Source organism: Herminiimonas contaminans, from assembly GCF_015645465.1.
Taxonomy (GTDB): Bacteria; Pseudomonadota; Gammaproteobacteria; order Burkholderiales; family Burkholderiaceae_D; genus Oxalicibacterium; species Oxalicibacterium contaminans.
Window position 1 is genome coordinate 317,529 of record NZ_JADOEL010000001.1, and the last position, 20,869, is coordinate 338,397.

Sequence of the window (20,869 nt, forward strand, 5' to 3'; positions counted from 1 at the left end):
ATGCTCACGATTCAATCGTACCCCTCATTGATCAAGCCGTGTTTGAGCGCGTAATACACCAGGCTGGCCGTGGTGGAAGCCTCCATTTTTTGTAAAACGGCTGCTTTATGGGTGCTGATTGTTTTGTTGCTAAGTGACAATATTTTGGCGATATCGTTGACCGAATGGCCCTCGACCAGCATGCTGAAAATCTGGAATTCCCGCGCTGTCAGCTTGGTATGGGGCAAATCCGTTTCCGGCTTGTGCAACTGTTTGATCAGTTTGGCAGAAATCTCCGGCGAAACAAAGGTCCCACCCTCGGCCACCTTGCGTATGCCTTCGATCAGCTGGCTGGAGGCGGTGTTTTTTGTGATGTAGCCAGACGCACCGGCGCGCATGGCCTGCACCGCATACTGACTCTCCTGGTGCATGCTCAATACCAGGATGGGCAAATCCGGCTTGATCGCATTGATCTGCTGGATCAGCGCGATTCCGCTCTTGCCCGGCATGGACATATCCAGCACCAGCACATCGACCTTCAGCATGCGGATTTTTTGTAGCACTTCTTCGCCGTTCGATGCTTCGCCAGCCACCGCCATATTCGACACGAAAGAAATGATTTGCTTCAAGCCATCACGGATGATGGCATGGTCGTCAGCAATCAGGATTTGGATCATTTTCTTTCTCCCGCATGCGCGGCATTTATTTTTGGAATACGCAGCTCGACACTGGTGCCAGACCCGGCGCGGCTCTGTATCCTTAGCTTACCGCCCAGCATAAACGCACGTTCGCGCATACCGAGCAAACCCAGGCTGTTCTGCCGCGATACGGTACTGTCTATGCCGCTTCCATTATCGGTAATTTTCATCGTGATGAAATCTTTTGTTTCTTTCAGTGCCACCACTACCAGTGTCGCCTGGCTATGCCGACTGATATTCGTCAGTGATTCCTGCAGGATGCGGAATATAGCAGTACTTGCTTCGCGACTGAAGTGCAAAGGTGCAGCGGGCAAACTCAATTCATAGGTAATCGCGCTGCGTTCGGAGAAGGATTCGAGCAGCCAGTCTATCGCTGGCAGCAAGCCCAGTTCATCCAGAATCAACGGACGTAAATCGGCCGCGATGCGCTGCACTGACTCTACGGTGGAATCAGCAATTTTCTTCAATCCGGAAACGCTCTTAAGCCATTCGTCGTCGTGCATTTCATGCTGGGTTTCTATTACGCTGAGACCGATTCGGATCGCTGTCAACGCCTGTCCCAACTCATCATGCAACTCACGTGAAATGCGCGTGCGTTCTTCTTCGCGCACCACTTGCAGATACGCCGACAGCTCGCGCAACTGGGTACGCGAAGCGAGCAATTCCTGCTCCGCCATTTTGCGATCAGTGATATCACGCGAGATACCGGTGGTACCGATTACTTCACCTTGCTCATTGCGGATAGGTGTCTTGATGGTGTCGTACCAGCGCAGCGTTCCATCTTCGGTATGACGCCATTCTTCATAGCGCAGACGTTCACCCTGTTCCATCACCCGTTTGTCGGTATCTATGTATTTGTTACCCCATTCTTCAGGCCACACATCGGCCGGGGTTTTATGCAGGATTTCACTTTCCGGCAAACGGCATGCCGCGATGAATGCCTCATTGACCAGGATATAACGTGAATCCTTATCCTTCAGCCATGCCTGATCAGGAATATTGTTCAGAATTGCTTTCTGCAATTCATCGTCCTTACCCATACTGCACCTCGCTTACTGGAACTCATTTCACAAATATGAGTATGCTGCTCAATTGTCCTGTTTGGCCGAAATATCTTTCAGCAGGCGCTGGAATTCAGGCGAGTCATGCAAGAGCGTGGTCGCTGCCGCACGCAACTCGCGCACCGTTTTTTTCGGCAAGTATAAAGAGGTCGGCACGTTCAGCAAGTCAGTCCGCGCTTCTTCATCCGTCATATTCTTCAGCGAAACATTGATGTAATACACCGAAGGAGGCGTGGTGTGATTCTTCTCGGCACGCAGGCGACCTGCTTCCTGCCAGCGCTCTATCGATGACTGCATCGCCAGCTCGGTTTCCTGCGTATAACGCGCAATCGGAATATCGCTGATCGCACGTATCACGTCGCGCCAGCCCGGCACATCGGCACTTTGGTCTATCGTATTCTCCGGATTGTTTTGCGCATTCACGACCACCAGCACCAGCTTTTCCATTTCATCCAGGCGGAAGTCTTGCCTGACCTCTTCGCTGCCGACCAGCGCTTCCATATCCAGGATACTGCGTATGCTGAGGTTATCGGACAGGCCGCCATCCAGCAGATGGATGTAAGGTCGTTTAATCGGATCCAGATAGCTGAACAACTCGCGCGCACGCGTGCGCGACACTGCGGCGATGCGACCACGATTCTTATTGTCGGCTGCGGCCATCATGCTATCCGGCACATGGAAATCACAGATACCCGCGTAGTTCCACAAGGTGACAGGCGAAAACAATAAGGGCACGGCACTGGAAGCTGCAACGGCGTGCGAAATCGAGAAACGGTTCAGATCGGAGCACAGGAAATCAAAAGTCTCCTGGATGAAATCAAAACGCGCACCGGAAGACATATCGGTCGCACTAATGATGGTCAACGGGCCTTTGCGTTTCTTTTTGGCGAGATCGGAAAAAGTCTTTTTATCAAACAAGACTTCGTCCAGTTGCTCCTCCAGCAAATCGGAGCGGCCGAAGCGCGGCGAGGTCAGGCGCCATTGATTGGAAAAGGAAATAATCTGGCTGACGATCTTGTCCTGGAAATCCAGATTCAGAAAACGATCATTGAAACTGGGAAAAACATCCTGCCCGTGCAAACCATAGTAAGCCGCGAGGATGGAGCCACCTGACACGCCATAGACCAGGTCGACTTCATCGAACAAACGTTTTTCCTTGCCGTTCTGCATAAACTTGTTGCGTGCCAGTTCTTCCAGCACGCCATAGCCCAAAGCAGCGGAACGCGCACCGCCACCGGAAAACAGCACCACCATAAACATCTTGCTATCGCCAGGCGCGAGGTCTATCGACTTGATGGTGTAGCCGTGATCCGGCTTGTATTCCGTCAATGGCTCATTGATGTTGTATTGCACCAGGCTGCTGCAACCAGCAAGTAAAGCGCTAAACATCAATATGGATGCGGTACGCCACAGGCCGGAACGTTGAGTGAACATTGTTTTTATGCGTTGCTGGGTTAGAGGAAGGAGCGCTTAATCAGCATTATATCGATGTGCGCATATATTTCTGTGACAGCAAGATTACTTTCAATTTGGCTGTCACACCGACCTTTTTCTGCAATATCGCGTCGTTTAGGAATAAATCAGGCAGTATAGGGACGACATGCCCTCGCGGCAGCAAGCACTCTCCCACAGAAATGGCGGCCATCATGCTTAAAACACGTATGCAACGCGCTTCCCTAGTCACTACCCTCCTTGCCTGCAGCCTGTATGGCAGCGTCCACGCCAGCGAGCCAGCCAGCTTTCCTAACGCCGCAGCCAGTGATCCGGCCACGCTAGGCTGGATGGTAGGCGCACCGCCGCCACCGGATCGCATACTGCGCTTCGAAGATGGCAGTTATTTCCAGTTCCCGGCGCTGCGCTGGAGTGTATCCAACTTCCGCCAGCTGATGCCGACCATCAATGTCTCGCGCGGTTTGTCAGCACCTGTAGCCTTGCCCCGTGCGTTGCGCAGCGATATCGACAATCTGCACTTCATGCCGCTAAACGGCAAGACCAGCATGACATGGAAAGAATCACTCGCAGCCAACTATACCGATGGCATCGTCGTGCTGCATCAAGGCCGCATCGTGTATGAACGCTACTTTGGTGTCTTGAAAGCGGATGGCCAGCATGGCGCGATGTCAGTCACCAAATCCCTGATCGGCACCATGGGTGCGACGCTGGTCGCCGAAGGACGCATAGATGCGAACAAGCGTGTCGCAAAATACGTGCCGGAACTGGCGCAATCCGCCTTTGGCAACGCGACCATACGTCAGGTGCTGGATATGACGACAGGCTTGAAATTCAGCGAAGACTACGCTGATCCGAAGGCTGAAGTCTGGGCCCATGCACAGGCGGGCAATCCGCTACCCAAACCCAAGGACTACACCGGCCCGCGCAGCTACTACGAGTTCCTGCAAACCGTGCAGCCACAAGGACAGCATGGTGTGGCTTTCGGCTATAAAACCGTGAACACCGATGTGCTGGGCTGGGTCATCGCGCGGGTAACCGGGCGCAACGTCGCTGAACTGCTATCCGAACGTATCTGGCGTCGCCTCGGTGCCGAACAGGATGCCTACTTCAGCGTCGATTCGATAGGCACACCATTCGCGGGCGGCGGCTTCAACGCAGGCTTGCGCGACCTCGCCCGCTTTGGCGAAATGCTGCGCAACAATGGTCGCTATCACGGCCAGCAAATCGTACCAAAATCAGTGGTCGACGATATCCGTCGTGGTGGCGACAAAGAGGCTTTCGCCCAAGCCAACTACACCCTTTTGCCCGGCTGGAGCTATCGCAATATGTGGTGGGTCACGCACAATGAAGATGGCGCATACACAGCCCGTGGCGTACATGGACAGACTATCTACATCGATCCGAAAGCGGAAATGGTCATCGTCCGCTTTGCATCCAATCCGGTCGCTGGCAATGCAGCCAATGACCCTACCTCACTACCCGCCTATCACGCGTTGGCGCAACACCTGCTCGCCCATCCGCGCTGAAGTTATGTCGGGGTGGCGCATGGTGTAACATGCGTCACCGCATCGCCGTGCCGGCTTGTGCAAGCGCTTGACATACTGTTATTCGTTTGCCATTTCCCGTCATACGCCATGCTCCTCCTTTGCAGAGCAACATCCCATGACTAGTCCCAGCCCCAGCGCGCATACCGCCAGCAGCACAATTAGCGACCTCGCCATAGACGACGCGGAAAAACACCTGCGCGACGTACTGACGCTGGCGATACAACACACGCCTGAACAAGCTGCTCTGATCGTGATGGATACGCGTAGCGAACTATCACGCGCATTGAGCGAGGCGTATAGACGTTGCCTGCCTGACGCACGGTTCATAGACTTTGACGGTGTCAGCCCGGAAGCCGTACGCGCCGCCTTTGACGAACTTAAGCCCGGCGACCTGGTGGTATTGATCCAGTCCACCAACTTCCGTCTCGAAGCGTTCCGCATACGGGTCGAGCTCTTCAAACTCGGGCTCAAAGTCATAGAACATCCGCACCTGTCGCGCATGCCCGGCATCCAGGCCCTGCACTACATCGCATCGCTGGCCTATGACCCGGCCTACTATCGCGGCGTCGGCCATGCGTTGAAAGCACGCATCGATAAAGCCAGTAAGGGCATGGTGGAAAGCGACGGCGAACATTTGCACTTCACGTCGCCGTTTGAACCCGCCAAATTAAATATCGGCGACTACAGCGAAATGAACAATGTCGGTGGCCAGTTTCCGCTGGGCGAAGTCTTCACCGAGGCGCGCGACCTGGAAGCAGTCCATGGCAAGGTAAAAATTTTCGTCTTTGGTGATACCTCGTTCCACGTCAATAAACCGGAACAACCGATTACACTCGTCATCACACAGGGACGCGTGACAGATGTCATCAACTCCACCCCGGCCTTTGACCAGGTCATGGCCAACATACGCGCCGACGAAGGCGAAGTCTGGTTACGGGAGCTGGGCTTTGGCATGAACCGCGCGTTTTCACGAACCTGCCTGGTGGATGACATAGGCACCTATGAACGCATGTGCGGCATCCATTTGTCACTCGGAGCCAAACACGGCGTCTACAACAAGGCGCTGATCCGGCGCGCTACTGCACGCTATCACGTCGACGTATTCGCGGTGACCGACGCAGTCTATCTCGATGATGAAGTTGTTTATCGTGATGGTGCGTGGCAGGTCAGCTAAATCAACGTCGCCACTCTTTCAGACGCACATAAAAAACGGACCTGCCTCAACAAGTCCGTTTTCGCTACAGCGGTAGTTAATTTGCTGCAATCACACCAGTGTCAGCGTCACGTCGATGTTGCCACGGGTCGCGTTCGAGTATGGGCAAACGATGTGCGCCTTTTCGATCAGGCCTTGTGCTACTGCGCGGTCCAGACCTGGCAAGTTGATTTGCAGTTCCACTTCGATACCGAAACCGGTCGGGATTTGACCAATGCCGACATTACCCTGTACCGATGCATCTGCCGGGAAGGCGATTTTTTCGCGGGCTGAGACGAACTTCATCGCGCCCAAGAAGCAAGCCGAGTAACCAGCTGCAAACAATTGTTCCGGATTGGTGACGGCGCCACCGGCACCACCGAGTTCTTTCGGTGTACCCAGTTTGACGTCCAGCACGCCATCGGATGAAACAGCACGGCCGTCACGGCCACCGGTTGCAGTTGCGTGAGCGCGATAAAGGACTTTTTCGATCGACATGGTCATTCTCCTGAAGGTTGCATCATTTAAGAAATTCAGCGATTTAATCTATACGGCTCGCTGCATACCGAAATTACAAAACAAAAGTTACAAGCTTATTAATTGCAAGCTATTAAATAGTGCGCTATATAAATACAACTATTAATGGAACATTTATACACCCACCCCACGAATTTTTAAAACCTAGCTATTTCCTGCCAGCTTGCCGCGTAAGGCGATCAGCTGTTCTTTCATTGCCACGACTTCATCCAGGCTGCATGCAGTCGCGCACAATACTTCGCCCTGCATTTCCAGCGCTTTGCTACGCAAGGCATCCCCGCTTTTGGTCAGCGTGATGATGACCTGACGCTCATCGTTGGCCGCCCGGACACGGGTAATCAATTCTGCTGCTTCCATCCGCTTGAGCAAAGGCGTCAACGTAGCGGAATCGAGGAACAGGCGCTCGCCTATATCCGACACCGTCAACTCATCCTGCTCCCACAACACCATCATGACCAGATACTGCGAATAGGTCAGCCCGAGCCGCGGCAAAAGCTTGCGATAAACCTTGCTCATCGCCAATGACGTTGAGTACAGCGCAAAGCAAAGCTGGTTATCCAGCCGTGGCGCGTTATCGGTTTTTGCGGATCTCGATTTCATGAAATGAATAATATATAGCACACTATTTAATTGCAAGCTATTTTAAAAATAAATGTTGTAGCGCTACCACCTGCCATTCAGAGGCATAAATCATCCGGAATACGGTAGTAAGCATGCCTGCACGGTACAATACGCCCCGCCAGCGCACTTGGTGTAAGCCGTTTTAGGCTTTTCCCGAGGCAAGCGCGCAATTTATTTCCTGTACAGAAGATATCCAGCATGACCGATCACACAGCCGACGACGGCAAAAAGCCTCTTTTCTACGATCCGACCGAGCACCGCATCCGCAGCTTCGTGACACGCGCCGGTCGCCTGTCGACTGCGCAAGCGCGCGCGATCGAAGAATTGGGACCGCAATTTTTTATCCCGTACAACAAAGCACCACTGGATATAGACCAGGCCTTCGGCCGCACTGCACCTACAATTTTTGAAATCGGCTTCGGCATGGGTGAAACCACCGCCAAGATCGCTGCCGGTATGCCGGAGAAAAATTTCATTGGCGTCGAAGTGCATACGCCCGGCGTCGGCAGCCTGTTAAAGCTGATCGGCGAGCAAAACCTGAGCAATCTGCGCATCATCCAGCACGATGCATTTGAAGTACTGACCAATATGATCGCCCCAGAATCACTGGCGGGCGTACATGTATTCTTCCCGGATCCATGGCATAAAGCACGACACAACAAGCGTCGCCTGATCCAGCCGCCTTTGGTCGAGCTGCTGTCGTCACGCATTAAAAAAGGCGGCTATCTGCACTGCGCTACCGACTGGCAGGAATATGCAGAACAAATGCTGGAAGTATTGAGTGGTGACGCGAGCTTGAAAAATACTGCCGATGGCTACGCGCCACGGCCGGACTACCGTCCTGTCACCAAGTTTGAAAACCGTGGCTTGAAGTTAGGCCACGGCGTGTGGGATCTGGTGTTCGAGAAAAAATAAATCCGCGTCCCTGATCCGGACTGGCCTCAGGCCATCTCGGCAATCAGGGCCACGATATCTGCTCCGTAAGTTTCCAGTTTCTTTTCACCAACCCCACTGACGCCGCGCAAATCATCCAGCGACGCTGGTTGCGCCTTGGCGATTTCACGCATGGTCGCGTCATGGAAAATGACATACGCCGGTACATTGTGCTTGCGTGCTGTTTCCATGCGCCACCAGCGCAACTTCTCGAATACCGCTTGCTCTGCCGCCGACAAATCGGTTTCCACAAAGCCTTTAGGCTTGCTGCTGGCGCGCTTGGATTTAAGCGGTTTCTGGTATTCGCGCAGCTGTACTTTTTCACCGCCCTTCAGCACCGGACGCGCTGCTTCAGTCAGCTTGAGTGCCCCATACGACTCATGATCCACACTGACCAGGCCGAGTGCAATCGACTGACGCAAGATAGCGCGCCATTCAGCTTCACTGCGATCCGAGCCGATACCAAAGGTAGAAACTTCTTCATGCTGCCATTGCTTGATCTTGTCAGAATCAACACCGCGCAAGACATCAAGCACATGCATCGCACCAAAGCGTTGACCAACGCGGTATATCGTCGACAGTAATTTCTGCACTTCGACAGTCGCATCAAAGGAACGAGGTGGATTGAGGCAGGTATCGCAGTTACCGCAAGGCGCTGAAGCCTGTCCGAAGTAATCCAGCAAGCGCGTACGTCGACAATGCAGCGTCTCGCACAAACCCAGCATTGCATCCAGCTTGACGCTTTGCACCCGCTTGAAGGTATCGTCGGCATCCGACTCATCTATCATGCGGCGCTGCTGCACCACGTCCTGCAAACCGTAGGCCATCCAGGCATTCGCGGCACCGCCATCGCGTCCGGCACGCCCGGTTTCCTGGTAATAGCCTTCTATGCTTTTCGGCAAATCCAGATGCGCAACAAAGCGTACGTCCGGTTTATCTATACCCATACCAAAAGCGATGGTGGCCACCATCACGATGCTTTCTTCGCGCAGGAAGCGCGCTTGGTTTTTGCTACGTGTAGCGAAGTCCATCCCGGCGTGATACGGCAAGGCATTGATGCCGTTTTCATTGAGGAACTCGGCCGTCTCTTCCACCTTCTTGCGTGACAGGCAGTAGACGATACCGGCATCACCGGGATGCTCGCTTTCTATGAAGTCCAGCACCTGTTTGCGACCGTTAGCCTTCTCTACTATTTGGTAGCGTATGTTCGGCCGGTCGAAGGATGAGACAAACATGCGCGCATCATCCAGCTGCAAACGATGGGCAATTTCAGCGCGGGTCTGTTGATCGGCGGTCGCCGTCAATGCGATACGCGGCACCTGCGGGAAGCGTTCATGCAATACCGACAGGCGTATATATTCCGGACGGAAGTCATGCCCCCATTGCGACACGCAATGCGCTTCGTCGATGGCAAACAGGGCTATCTTGGTGGTTTCCAGCATGTCCAGGCAACGCGACGTCATCAGGCGCTCGGGTGCGACATATAGGAGGTCAAGGTCACCGCTACGCAAACGTCTTTCTATGCGTACCGACTCGTCAAAACTCTGCGTCGAATTCAGGAAGGCGGCGCGCACACCGACTTCAGCCAGCGCATCAACCTGGTCTTGCATCAAGGCGATCAAAGGGGAAATCACGACGCCGACACCGTCGCGCAGCAAGGCCGGGATCTGATAGCACAGCGACTTGCCGCCGCCGGTCGGCATCAGCACCAGTGCATCACCACCGCGCGCGACCACATCCACGATCTCGGCTTGCTCACCGCGAAAGGACGAGTAGCCGAAAACGGTTTCCAGGATATGCAGCGCCTGCGCGCCGAGGTCAGTCTTGTTCATTCAGTCTTGCGATTTAATCCGCCCACACAACCCAGCCGTAGTAGGCACTCAACAATACAAACAGGCCAAACACGATGCGGTAGTACGCAAAGAAAGTGAAATCATGTGTGCTGATGTAACGCAGCAACCAGCGTACGCACAGGAAAGCAGATACGAAAGCAGCGAAACCACCGAGGCCGAATAAAGGAATATCGGCCATAGACAACAAGGCCCGGTCTTTATAAACAGAATAAACCGTTGCCCCCATCAGGGTGGGAATCGCGAGGAAGAAAGAAAATTCCGTGGCCGCTTTGCGCGACAAACCAAAGAACATGCCACCTATGATGCTGGCACCGGAACGACTGGTACCCGGGATCAATGCGAATGCCTGCGCGCAACCGACCTTCAACGCATCCAGCATGGTCATGTCATCCACGGTCTCTACACGCGCCACGAAATCCGTATTGCGGTTGCGCTTTTCTATCCACAGGATAATGAAGCCGCCGACGATAAAGGCAATCGCGACCGGCACCGGTGCAAACAGTTTTTCCTTGATCTTGCTGGCGAAGACAAAACCGAGCAAGGCAGCTGGCAGGAAAGCGATGATGATATTCAGCGCAAACTTCTGCGCCTTGCGCTCAGTAAATAAGCCACCCAGCACTGCAGCGATTTTGGCGCGGTATTCCCACACCACTGCCAGCATGGCGCCGGTCTGGATCGCAATCTCAAAAACCTTAACCTTGGGTCCGGTGAAATCCAGCAGGCTGCCGGCGAGTATCAGATGTCCGGTCGAAGAAATCGGCAAAAACTCCGTAAAGCCTTCGACGATGCCCATGATGATGGCTTTGAGCGCGAGAATTGGATCCATGGCGATGTGTTCAGTATGAAGAGGGTAATAAAAAACCCGCCGGTTGTGACGCCGTACGGGTTACAACGTATGCGCTGTGTGGCCAGCATGCGGCACTTCAGTCAGCGCGATCGTGCAGGCTCAAAGGTTACCACGAGAGCGCATATCGCTGTTCTGATTTCGCGTCATCAGCAGAGCTGACAGCACGTATTGCCGCACCGGAAGACTAGCCTGTCCAGCGCGCTAACGATCCGACTCAGGCGGCGGTTAATCGTTCCAATGTCATTAAATAAATCATCGCTTCTTCGCGCGAGCTACCGCACATTTCCGCTTGCGGCTGCAAACCACCGCACACTGCTGGTCGTTCCGGTTGTCCAAAAATCCGGCAAAGATTGCGCTCATCCAGTTGCACGCAACGGACCCCGGCCGGTTTGCCGTTCGGCATGCCGGGTATCGCCGATGAAATCGACGGCGCGGTGCAGCAGGCACCACAATCGGGGCGGCAATGTAAATCGTTAGTCATTCGACAATTTAACTTGGCAAGGGGTGCAGGACAGGCGTGATTCTACCGGGAAGTGTCGAAATCGCCCCTTTTAAGCTGCAAAAGCACGCTATCGCCACAAATAAATGGCCGATTCGGCTCGCAGGCTTGACGCTTGCAGGGTGGGCGCTTACATTACGGATGCCCGGCAATGAAGCCATTCATTTTGCCCAGGTGCAGCACAGTGCCGCAAACACTGATCATGTCGTGACCGCAGCCTCCCCCTGGAATGCTTAAGTCCTTCCGCTTCATAGCCAGCGCTTACGCCAGCTATGTTGCGACTGTTATCGACTATATGAATGCGGCCAGGTGCCCGTCATTTGATAAAATGCCTGTTTTTCTTATTTAGCTATTCTAGAGCCAACAAAATGAACATCGAAAAAGCCCGTTTCAACATGATCGAACAGCAAATTCGTCCTTGGGATGTGCTCGATCAGGACGTCCTCGAATTATTGGTTGTAGTAAAGCGCGAAGCTTTCGTTCCGCTCGCCTACCGTGCCCTAGCTTTTGCCGATAGCGAAATCCCGCTGTCGCACGAAGAAAGCATGATGACGCCTAAGCTTGAAGCACGCATCATGCAGGAGCTGGCCGTACAAAAACACGAAAACGTACTCGAAATCGGTGCTGGCTCCGGTTACATGGCAGCACTGTTGGCGCACAAAGCACGCCACGTCACCACCGTTGAAATCGAACCAGAACTCAAAGCCATGGCTGAAAAGAACCTGGCTGACTACGGCATCAGCAACGTTAATGTTGAACTGGGCGACGGCGTACAAGGCTGGGGCGATGCGACTTATGACGTCGTCGTGGTATCCGGTTCGGTACCTAGCGTCACTGCTGGCTTGCTGGCTAACGTTAAAGTCGGTGGTCGCCTGCTGGCTGTAGTCGGTACTGCACCTGCGATGACCGCACAAATCATCACCCGTACTTCGGATGTAGGCTACAGCACCGTTGGCTTGTTTGAGACCCTGCTCAAGCCACTGCGTAATGCACCTGCACCTTCGCAGTTCAAGTTCTAAGGAATAGCATGCAACACCTGACTGCGCCCGAACTGGCAGCGCTGATCGCGGCACCCGATGGTGCCGCCCCCTTCCTGCTCGATGTACGCGAGCCATGGGAAGTACAAACCTGCCAGATCCAGGGCTCAGTCTCGATTCCTATGAATACCATACCCGGCCAGCTCGAACAGCTGGACCGGAATGCATCTATCGTTTGCATCTGTCATCACGGTGCACGCAGCCTGCGGGTTGCACATTTCCTCGAAGCCAACGGTTTCTCGCGCGTGACCAATCTGACTGGCGGCGTCCATGCATGGGCCCAGCAAGTCGATCCAGCCATGCCTACTTATTAATTCCTTCCGTCACTCGCCTGCCCTACACATCACTCAGCAAACGGAAAAGCAATGCGTAATGCCAAGCTCGTCACATTGATCGCAGGCGCTTTTCTCTCACTGCAGGCGCAGGCAGTCAATTTGTTGCAGCTGTATCAGGACGCTTTGCTCAATGATGCGGTGTACTCGAGCGCACGTGCAAACCTGAGCGCAGGGCAAGAAGCTTCCGTACAAGGTCGTGCCGAGCTCTTGCCGTTGATCGGCATCGGCGGCACCTATCAGCGTGCACAACGCGGCAATGTGCCGGATATAAGGTCGCACGGTTACACGCTCTCACTGTCGCAACCCTTGCTGGATGTCGCAGCCTGGCAGAATTACGAACAAAGCAAACTCGCGGTCGCGGCCAGCGAAGCTGCATTCGCCGTCGTGCAGCAGGATTTGATCCTGCGCGTGGCGCAAGCTTACTTTGATGTGCTGGCAGCACAGGATACGCTGGCAGCATTGCTGGTACAGAAAGATGCAATCAGCGAACAACTCGCTTCGGCCAAACGCAACTTCGAAGTCGGCACCGCCACCATCACCGACACACACGAAGCACAAGCTCGTTACGATCTGGTGATTGCGCAGGAATTCGGCGCGCAAAATGACCTCGCGATCAAACGCACAGCCTTGCAACAAATCATAGGCAAGCCACCCGCTGAGTTGGCCATCCTGCGCAAAGGTGTGGAATTGAATGCACCGGAACCAGCGCAAATCAGCACCTGGGTCAGCAGCGCAGAAGAACAGAATTACGTCGTGCTGCAACAAAAGCTGGCACTCGAAATCGCCAAGCGTGAGATCACGCGCAATCGCGCTGGTCACTACCCTACCGTCGATCTGGTTGCCAGCCGCAGTGACAGCAACCAGCGCAACAGCGCCATACCCAGCCTCAACAGCGGCACCGGCGCGACCAGCTCGGTAGGCCTGCAATGGAACATCCCACTCTTCAGCGGCTTTGCCGTTACCAGCAAGGTACGACAAGCCATTGCACTGGAAGACAAATCACGTTCGGATCTGGAAAGTGCGCGTCGTAGTGCAGCACAAAATGCGCAGCAGGCATATCTGGGTGTAACGAGTGGCCTGGCGCAAGTGAAAGCCTTGCAGGCGGCAGAAGTTTCCAGCCGTTCGGCGCTGGAATCGAATCGTTTGGGATATCAGGTAGGGGTACGTATCAATATTGATGTGCTGAATGCACAGCAACAATTATTCATCACTCAGCGCGATCTCTCGAAAGCGCGTTACGACACCCTGATGAATAGCCTGCGCCTGAAGTCGGCAGCTGGCTCATTGCGGGAACAGGACCTGGTACAGATCAATACCTTGTTGATCCAGCCCTGAATATTCTGCAGATCTCTCTGCGGATACATGCGGCCATCTGCTGATGGCGCACTTACTTAGTTAGCTACAACTGCTTTTTTCTGGCGCAAGGATGGTGCATTGCGCAAACTATCCAGGCAGGCATCCACCAGCGGTTCCACTACTGCTTTCAAATCAAAACTATCTGGTGAAAACAACCAGTCAGTCAGCAAACCGACCAAGCTGGCGTGCAGGCACAAGACGGCCAGATGAGTATCCAGATCCGCGGGCAATTGCCCGATGGCAACCGCTTCGCGCAAAATGCCTTCCATCATTTCCAGACCTTCGCGATGGCACTCACGTTGACGTACCCAGATCGGATCGTTGTGATCGACCAATTCGCATTTCAGGAATATGATATCCAGTACCCGGCGTGAGCGCGGATTGTCGACGACATCGCGCAACAGATATATCCAGGTATGACGTAAATGGCCCAAGGGATCACGCACGAATTTCTCGCCCGGCGTTGTCATCATGGTTTCCATAGGCAAACGCACGCGCTCGCACATGGCTTCAAACAGATCGCTCTTGTTTTTGAAGTGCCAATAAATTGCACCACGTGTCACATCTGCTGCAACTGCAACATCTGCTAACGAAGATTGCGCAAGACCACGAGTAAAGAACACCTCTTCCGCAGCATCAAGTATGCGACTGCGTGTTTCGAGTGCCTCTTCTTTCGTTGAGCGAGCCATAAAATCATAGTCCTGTCATAATTTTCGAATATTTATGTATGTTTAGTTATCTGGCCAAATCAATAATTGCCACCTATACATACATTCGCGAACGTATGTATAATACCCGATTTACCGCATAGCAGCAAAGCAAAGCAAAGCATTCTGGCCAGATCGCAGAAACGAATGTATTGCCCCAATTCAGCCTTACCTTTTTCTTTACCGGACTGTTGATGTTCTGACAGCGCAATCCACCTACCGTGCGAGATGTTTATGAGTTCACTTCCCCGTTTGACACGCCTTAGCGCCGCCCTCTTCCTTATTTATGCAATCGCCGGTTGCGGTGCAAAATCCGAACAAGCCGGAGCCCCACCCCCACAAGAAGTATCCGTCGTCACCGTTCAGCCAGGCGTACTGGGTGTGACCAATGAATTGCCCGGCCGCATGGAATCGATCCGTGTCGCTGAAGTACGTGCGCGCGTACCCGGCATCGTCCTGAAGCGTGTCTTCCGCGAAGGCAGTGATGTCAAAGCGGGCGCGCAGTTGTATCAGATCGATCCGGCACAGCTGCAAGCCACTTATAACAGTGCTGACGCAGCCGTCTCGCGCAGCGAAGCAACCCTGGCGACGGCGGAACTGAAAGCCAAGCGTTACAAACCGCTGGTAGAAACCAATGCTGTCAGCAAACAGGAATATGACGATGTCGTCGCTGCCGAAAAACAAGCTATCGCTGATCTCGCTTCGGCCAAGGCTGCACGTGAAAATGCACGTCTGTCGCTCGGTTATGCCAGCGTGACTTCGCCTATCTCCGGCCGTATCGGTCGTGCCCTCGTCACTGAAGGCGCACTGGTTGGCCAGGGCGACGTGACGCCACTCGCCGTTGTGCAGCAAATCGATCCTATCTACGTCAACATGACGCAATCAGCGAATGAAGTCCTGCAACTGAAACGCGCAATGGATGAAGGTAAATTGAAGAGCGCTGGCAAAGGTGCTGCCAAGGTCACCCTGGTGACTGATGATGGCCAGGAATATGGTCGCACCGGCAAGCTGCTGTTCTCCGATCTGACCGTAGACCAGACTTCGGGCGCCATCACATTGCGTGCTGAAATTCCTAACCCGGACGGCCTGCTGCTGCCGGGCATGTATGTACGTGCCCGCCTCGAACAAGCGGTTGATGAAAACGCCATCACCGTACCGCAACAAGCGGTACTCCGTACCCCAGGCGGCTCTGCTGTCATGGTGGTCGGTGCTGACGGCAAGGTCGCTTCGCGTCCAGTCAAAACCGGTAACTCGAGCGGCACCGCATGGATCATCACTGACGGCTTGAAAGAAGGCGACCAGGTCATCGTTGAAGGGCTGCAAAAAGTACAACCAGGCGCAACGGTTAAACCGGTGCAATGGCAAAAACCTGCACCAGCCGCTGCTGCTCCTGCGGCTGCTCCAGCAGCTCCGACAGCTGCCGCACCTGCAGAGAAACCCGCTGCTGACGCAGCTGCCAAACCTGCGCAACCAGCCCCTGCAGACAAGACCGCAGAACAATCGAAGTCGAAGTAAGGGAGTACTGTAATGGGTAAATTTTTTATTGACCGCCCGGTTTTTGCCTGGGTGCTGGCGATCTTCATCATGCTGGCAGGTGTCCTGGCTATCACCAGCCTCCCGGTTTCGCAGTACCCGAACATCGCGCCACCGCAAGTCGTTGTTACCGCTACCTATCCGGGTGCAACGGCACAGACGCTGGACGATAGCGTCACCAGTCTGATCGAACAGGAAATGAACGGCGCCGACGGTTTGCAATACGTCGAATCGCAAAGCCAGGCCAATGGCGTTGTGCAAATCACCGTGACCTTCTTGCCGGGTACCAATCCGGATCTGGCAGCGGTCGATGTACAAAACCGTTTGAAACGCGTGGAAGCACGTTTGCCTGCAGCCGTTACACAACAAGGTGTGCAGGTAACCAAATCGCGTAGTAACTTCCTGCTGTTTATCGGTCTGTCTTCGACTGACGGCACACTGGATCCGGTTGCACTCGGTGACTATCTGTCACGTAACGTACTCAATGAAATCAAACGTGTACCAGGCGTCGGCCAGGCACAATTGTTTGGTACCGAACGTGCGATGCGTATCTGGATCGACCCGAACAAACTGGTCGGCCTGAACCTGACACCATCTGATGTCAGCAGCGCTATCTCGACCCAGAATGCACTGGTCGCTGGTGGTACGCTGGGTGACTTGCCTAGTCCGAGCACGCAACAGATCGCAGCAACCGTTGTTGTTAACGGCCAGCTGACCAGCCCGGAGCAGTTCGGCAATATCGTCTTGCGCGCCAACAAGGATGGTTCGTCGGTACGCTTGCGTGACGTTGCCCGTATCGAAGTCGGTGGTCAGTCCTACGCGACTTCCGGTCGTCTCGACGGCAAGCCTAGCTCCTTTATTGGCGTACAGCTGACACCAACTGCAAATGCGCTGGGTACTGCAACTGCAGTGCACAAGAAGATGGATGAACTGTCGAAGTATTTCCCGGCAGGCGTGAAGTACACCATCCCTTACGACACCTCCAAGTTCGTCAAGATCTCGATCGAAGAAGTGGTTAAAACACTGTTCGAAGCGATCATCCTGGTGTTCCTGGTGATGTATCTGTTCTTGCAGAACATCCGCTATACATTGATCCCGACCATCGTGGTGCCGGTCGCATTGCTGGGTACGTTCGCGACCTTGCTGCTGTTCGGTTTCTCGATCAACGTGCTGACCATGTTTGGTATGGTGCTGGCGATCGGTATTCTGGTCGATGATGCGATTGTGGTGGTGGAGAACGTCGAACGTATCATGAGCGAAGAAGGTTTGTCGCCACGTGATGCGACCCGCAAGGCGATGGGCCAGATTACCGGCGCGCTGATCGGTATTACGCTGGTTCTGATCGCGGTGTTTATCCCGATGGCATTCTTCGGTGGTGCGGTCGGTGCGATTTACCGTCAGTTCTCGCTGTCCATGGTTGCTTCGATGGTGTTCTCGGTATTGATGGCGTTCACGCTGACACCAGCACTGTGCGCAACCTTGTTGAAACCAGTGGAAGCCGGCCATCATCACGAGAAGCGTGGCTTCTTCGGCTGGTTTAACCGTCACTTCAACACCACAGCTGCAGGTTACCAGGGCTTTGTGGCGAAGATGCTGACCAAGACCGGTCGTTACATGCTGGTCTACGGTCTGATCCTGGCTTGCGTCGGCATCCTGTATGCACGCCTGCCGGCATCCTTCCTGCCTAACGAAGACCAGGGTTACATCGTGACCAACGTCCAGTTGCCAGCGGGTGCCAGCACTGGTCGTACCATGGAAGTATTGAAAACCATTGAAGACTACTACCTGAAACAATCGGCAGTGGAACACGTGGTTGCGATTGCAGGTTTCAGCTTCTCGGGTAACGGTCAAAATGCGGGCTTGGTATTTACCCCGCTGAAAGACTGGAGCAAACGCGGTCCTGACGAATCTGCTGATGCAGTTGCAGGCAAGGCCTTCGGTGCATTCATGGGCATCAAGGATGCGATTGTGTATCCATTGAACCCGCCGCCTATCCCTGAATTGGGTAATGCAACCGGCTTCACCTTCCGTCTGCAGGATCGCGCTGGTCTCGGCCATGATGCGCTGATCGCAGCACGTAACCAGATGCTGGGTATGGCAGCACAAAGCAAAGTGCTGGCAGGTGTACGTCCTGAAGGTCTCGAAGATGCGCCACAATTACAGGTAGATATCGATCGCGACAAGGCGAATGCTTTGGGCGTACCGTTCTCGACCATCAATAGCGTGTTGTCGACAGCACTCGGCTCGTCTTACGTGAATGACTTCCCGAACCAGGGTCGTCAACAACGTGTGATCGTGCAGGCTGACAGCCAGGGACGTTTGCAACCAGAAGATCTGACTCGTCTGTACGCACGTAGCTCGTCGGGCACCATGGTGCCGTTCTCCTCCTTCATGACATCGAAGTGGATTATCGGTCCGGTCCAACTGATCCGTTACAACGGCTACCCAGCAGTCAAGATTTCCGGTGGTGCAGCGCCTGGCCGCAGTACTGGTGAAGCGATGGCGGAAATGGAAGCAATGGTAGCGAAGTTGCCACCTGGCTTCGGTTTCGAATGGACTGGTCAGTCGCTGGAAGAAAAAACCTCCGGCTCACAAGCTCCTGCATTGTATGCACTGTCGCTGATCGCTGTATTCCTGGTGCTGGCTGCATTGTATGAAAGCACTTCGATCCCATTCTCGGTGATGCTGGTGGTGCCGCTCGGTATCTTTGGTGCACTGTTGGGTGTGACGCTGCGCGGCATGCCGAATGATGTGTACTTCAAGGTCGGCATGATTGCGGTGGTCGGGCTCTCTGCGAAGAACGCGATTCTGATTATCGAATTTGCGAAAGACCTGCAAGCGCAGGGTAAAGGCCTGATCGAAGCAACACTGGAAGCGGTACACCTGCGGTTCCGCCCTATCATCATGACCTCGCTGGCTTTCATCCTTGGCGTATTGCCGCTGGTGCTTGCAAGCGGAGCCGGTTCTGCCAGCCAACGCGCTATCGGTACTGGTGTGATGAGCGGCATGATCACCGCTACCGTATTCGCAGTGTTCCTGGTACCGGTGTTCTTTGTGGTGGTTCGTACGATGTTCAAAGGTAGCGAACGTCAGCGTCGTAAATACGCTGCGAGCAAGCCACGTGATGAGGAAGAAGAATTATGATGAAGTCCATAACCCTGGCCTTATTGGCAGCGGGCGTCTTGAGCGCCTGCTCGATGGCGCCGAAATACGTGCGCCCTGATGCACCTGTCGCTGCGGATTACGGTGTGCCATCCGCAGCTGGTAACAACCAGGTACGTGCAGCTGACATCGGCTGGCGCAATTTCTTTACTGATCCGCGCCTGCAGGTTTTGATCACCAACGCACTCGCCAACAATCGGGACCTGCGTGTAGCAGCATTGCGTATTGAAGAAGCCCGTGCGCTGTACAACATTCAGTCGGCAGACTTGTTGCCGACCCTGAATGCCAACGCAACCGGCTCACGTGGCCGTGTTCCGGCTTCGATCAACAATACCGGCAGCAGCGTGGTATCGAGCAACTACCAGGTCGGTCTCGGTCTGGCGGCATTCGAACTGGACTTCTTTGGTCGTGTCCGTAGCCTGAGCGATGCAGCACTGGCCAGCTACCTGTCGACCGAAGAAGCACAGCGCGCTGCACAGATCAGCCTGGTATCGGAAGTTGCCAAAGCCTATCTGTCGGAGCGTGCGTTTGCCGAGCAGCAGGAATTGTCACGCCAAACTTATGAAAGCCGTGCGCAAGCCTACAAGCTGTCGAAACAGCGTTTTGACGTAGGTGCGTCATCAGCACTGGACTTACGCAATGACGAAGCACTGATGCAAACCGCACGTGCTGCCGAACTGGCGGCATCACGCCAGCGCGCACAGGCAATGAATGCACTGACCTTGCTGGTCGGTCAGCCATTGAATGATTTGCCACCGGCCCAGCCTCTGTCGGCACAAGACATCCTGACCGACATCCCGGCAGGCTTGCCTTCCGACTTGCTGACCCAGCGCCCTGACATCCGCAGTGCAGAACAAACTCTGCTCTCCGCCAATGCAAATATCGGCGCAGCGCGTGCAGCGTTCTTCCCGCGTATTTCATTGACCGCTGGCCTGGGTACCTCCAGCAATGAGTTGTCCGGCTTGTTTGAAGGCGGTTCGCGTTCATGGTCGTTTGCACCGCAACTGGTGTTGCCGATTTTTGATGCAGGCCGTAATCGTGGCAACCTGAACCTGGCAGAAGTGCGCAAAGACATCGCCGTTGCGAATTACGAGAAAAGCATACAAGTTGCATTCCGCGAAGTTTCGGATGCACTGGTTGCACGTAGCCTGCTCGACGAACAAATTGATGCACAACGCCTGGTACAGGAAGCACAGGCAGAGCGTTACAAGTTTGCGACGCAACGTTTCCAGAACGGCATAGCCAGCTCGCTGGACGTGCTGGATGCACAGCGTGAATTGTTCACGGCGCAATTGACGCTGGTACAAGCACGCTTGCTGCGCCTGACCAACGCGATCGATCTGTATCGTTCGCTCGGCGGTGGCCTGGTAGAAACTACCGTGGCAACTGCTCCGGCGGCCGCACCAGCAGCGACGCCAGTAAAATAAACTGCAGCAACAATAAAAAAGGGAGGCCATTGTGTGGCCTCCCTTTTTTTTGCCATCCGCAGGTACAGACGACTACCCGTTGATGGATTACAT

The 20,869-nt window shown here is 54.3% G+C and carries 18 protein-coding genes; 9 read left to right on the forward strand and 9 right to left on the reverse strand.

The features are described 5' to 3' along the window. Window positions 1-11: 11 nt before the first annotated feature. The 3 genes from IXC47_RS01410 to IXC47_RS01420 are packed head-to-tail and all read right to left on the reverse strand — an operon-like array spanning window position 12 to window position 3,172. Complete coding sequence (locus IXC47_RS01410) at window positions 12-656, reverse strand: response regulator (protein ID WP_195874491.1); 645 nt, start codon at window positions 654-656, stop codon at window positions 12-14. After that, the gene (locus IXC47_RS01415) at window positions 653-1,717 is read right to left on the reverse strand and encodes a PAS domain-containing sensor histidine kinase (protein WP_195874492.1); all 1,065 of its coding nucleotides are present in this window, start codon (window positions 1,715-1,717) and stop codon (window positions 653-655) included. The genes IXC47_RS01410 and IXC47_RS01415 overlap by 4 nt, the downstream gene beginning before the upstream one ends. A 48-nt stretch (window positions 1,718-1,765) precedes the next feature. Continuing rightward, the gene (locus IXC47_RS01420) at window positions 1,766-3,172 is read right to left on the reverse strand and encodes a patatin-like phospholipase family protein (protein ID WP_195874493.1); all 1,407 of its coding nucleotides are present in this window, start codon (window positions 3,170-3,172) and stop codon (window positions 1,766-1,768) included. Between the two features lie 347 nt (window positions 3,173-3,519). On the opposite strand from IXC47_RS01420, the gene IXC47_RS01425 reads away from it, so the two are divergent. Further along, window positions 3,520-4,716, forward strand: coding sequence for a serine hydrolase domain-containing protein (locus IXC47_RS01425; RefSeq protein ID WP_407651067.1), 1,197 nt, complete (start codon window positions 3,520-3,522; stop codon window positions 4,714-4,716). A 136-nt stretch (window positions 4,717-4,852) separates the two neighbouring features. Then, on the forward strand, window positions 4,853-5,911 hold the full coding sequence (locus IXC47_RS01430; protein WP_195874495.1) for a M29 family metallopeptidase: 1,059 nt from the start codon (window positions 4,853-4,855) through the stop codon (window positions 5,909-5,911). 90 nt (window positions 5,912-6,001) lie between these two features. On the opposite strand, the gene IXC47_RS01435 is transcribed toward IXC47_RS01430, so the two are convergent. Together IXC47_RS01435 and IXC47_RS01440 are read right to left on the reverse strand one after the other, a co-directional pair. Then, window positions 6,002-6,427, reverse strand: coding sequence for an organic hydroperoxide resistance protein (locus tag IXC47_RS01435; RefSeq protein ID WP_175625009.1), 426 nt, complete (start codon window positions 6,425-6,427; stop codon window positions 6,002-6,004). A gap of 183 nt (window positions 6,428-6,610) precedes the next feature. Beyond that, window positions 6,611-7,066, reverse strand: coding sequence for a MarR family winged helix-turn-helix transcriptional regulator (locus IXC47_RS01440; RefSeq protein WP_175625008.1), 456 nt, complete (start codon window positions 7,064-7,066; stop codon window positions 6,611-6,613). 219 nt (window positions 7,067-7,285) lie between these two features. Here IXC47_RS01440 and trmB point away from each other — a divergent pair, with 219 nt between their 5' ends. Beyond that, on the forward strand, window positions 7,286-8,002 hold the full coding sequence (trmB, locus tag IXC47_RS01445) for a tRNA (guanosine(46)-N7)-methyltransferase TrmB (protein WP_175625007.1): 717 nt from the start codon (window positions 7,286-7,288) through the stop codon (window positions 8,000-8,002). A 26-nt stretch (window positions 8,003-8,028) separates the two neighbouring features. Here trmB and recQ read toward each other — a convergent pair whose 3' ends face one another. From recQ to IXC47_RS01460, 3 genes are all read right to left on the reverse strand, one after another. Beyond that, window positions 8,029-9,852, reverse strand: coding sequence for a DNA helicase RecQ (recQ, locus tag IXC47_RS01450; RefSeq protein ID WP_195874496.1), 1,824 nt, complete (start codon window positions 9,850-9,852; stop codon window positions 8,029-8,031). 13 nt (window positions 9,853-9,865) lie between these two features. Beyond that, window positions 9,866-10,699 (reverse strand): undecaprenyl-diphosphate phosphatase, encoded by an 834-nt coding sequence (locus IXC47_RS01455; protein ID WP_175625005.1) that lies wholly within the window; start codon window positions 10,697-10,699, stop codon window positions 9,866-9,868. A gap of 235 nt (window positions 10,700-10,934) precedes the next feature. Next, window positions 10,935-11,201 carry a YkgJ family cysteine cluster protein gene (locus IXC47_RS01460; protein WP_195874497.1) on the reverse strand — a complete coding sequence of 89 codons (267 nt, stop codon included), beginning with the start codon at window positions 11,199-11,201 and terminating at the stop codon, window positions 10,935-10,937. A 386-nt stretch (window positions 11,202-11,587) separates the two neighbouring features. On the opposite strand from IXC47_RS01460, the gene IXC47_RS01465 reads away from it, so the two are divergent. Genes IXC47_RS01465 through IXC47_RS01475 form a run of 3 tightly spaced genes read left to right on the forward strand, consistent with a single transcriptional unit; the run spans window position 11,588 to window position 13,926 of the window. Beyond that, on the forward strand, window positions 11,588-12,238 hold the full coding sequence (locus tag IXC47_RS01465) for a protein-L-isoaspartate O-methyltransferase family protein (protein ID WP_175625003.1): 651 nt from the start codon (window positions 11,588-11,590) through the stop codon (window positions 12,236-12,238). An 8-nt stretch (window positions 12,239-12,246) separates the two neighbouring features. Continuing rightward, a complete protein-coding gene (locus IXC47_RS01470) occupies window positions 12,247-12,570 on the forward strand; it encodes a rhodanese-like domain-containing protein (RefSeq protein WP_175625002.1) in 324 nt (107 codons plus the stop codon). Between the two features lie 51 nt (window positions 12,571-12,621). Next, window positions 12,622-13,926 (forward strand): TolC family outer membrane protein, encoded by a 1,305-nt coding sequence (locus tag IXC47_RS01475; protein WP_195874498.1) that lies wholly within the window; start codon window positions 12,622-12,624, stop codon window positions 13,924-13,926. Between the two features lie 56 nt (window positions 13,927-13,982). Here IXC47_RS01475 and IXC47_RS01480 read toward each other — a convergent pair whose 3' ends face one another. Beyond that, window positions 13,983-14,636, reverse strand: a complete 654-nt coding sequence (locus IXC47_RS01480; RefSeq protein WP_175625000.1) for a TetR family transcriptional regulator — start codon at window positions 14,634-14,636, stop codon at window positions 13,983-13,985. Between the two features lie 252 nt (window positions 14,637-14,888). Here IXC47_RS01480 and IXC47_RS01485 point away from each other — a divergent pair, with 252 nt between their 5' ends. Genes IXC47_RS01485 through IXC47_RS01495 form a run of 3 tightly spaced genes read left to right on the forward strand, consistent with a single transcriptional unit; the run spans window position 14,889 to window position 20,776 of the window. Then, a complete protein-coding gene (locus tag IXC47_RS01485) occupies window positions 14,889-16,169 on the forward strand; it encodes an efflux RND transporter periplasmic adaptor subunit (RefSeq protein ID WP_326838347.1) in 1,281 nt (426 codons plus the stop codon). 12 nt (window positions 16,170-16,181) lie between these two features. Next, entirely contained in the window at window positions 16,182-19,331 is a 3,150-nt protein-coding gene (locus IXC47_RS01490) for an efflux RND transporter permease subunit (RefSeq protein ID WP_175624998.1), read from the forward strand. Continuing rightward, window positions 19,328-20,776: an efflux transporter outer membrane subunit gene (locus tag IXC47_RS01495; protein WP_326838348.1), complete on the forward strand. Its 1,449-nt coding sequence runs from the start codon at window positions 19,328-19,330 to the stop codon at window positions 20,774-20,776. Before IXC47_RS01490 ends, IXC47_RS01495 begins: the two co-directional genes overlap by 4 nt. Window positions 20,777-20,869: the final 93 nt, after the last annotated feature.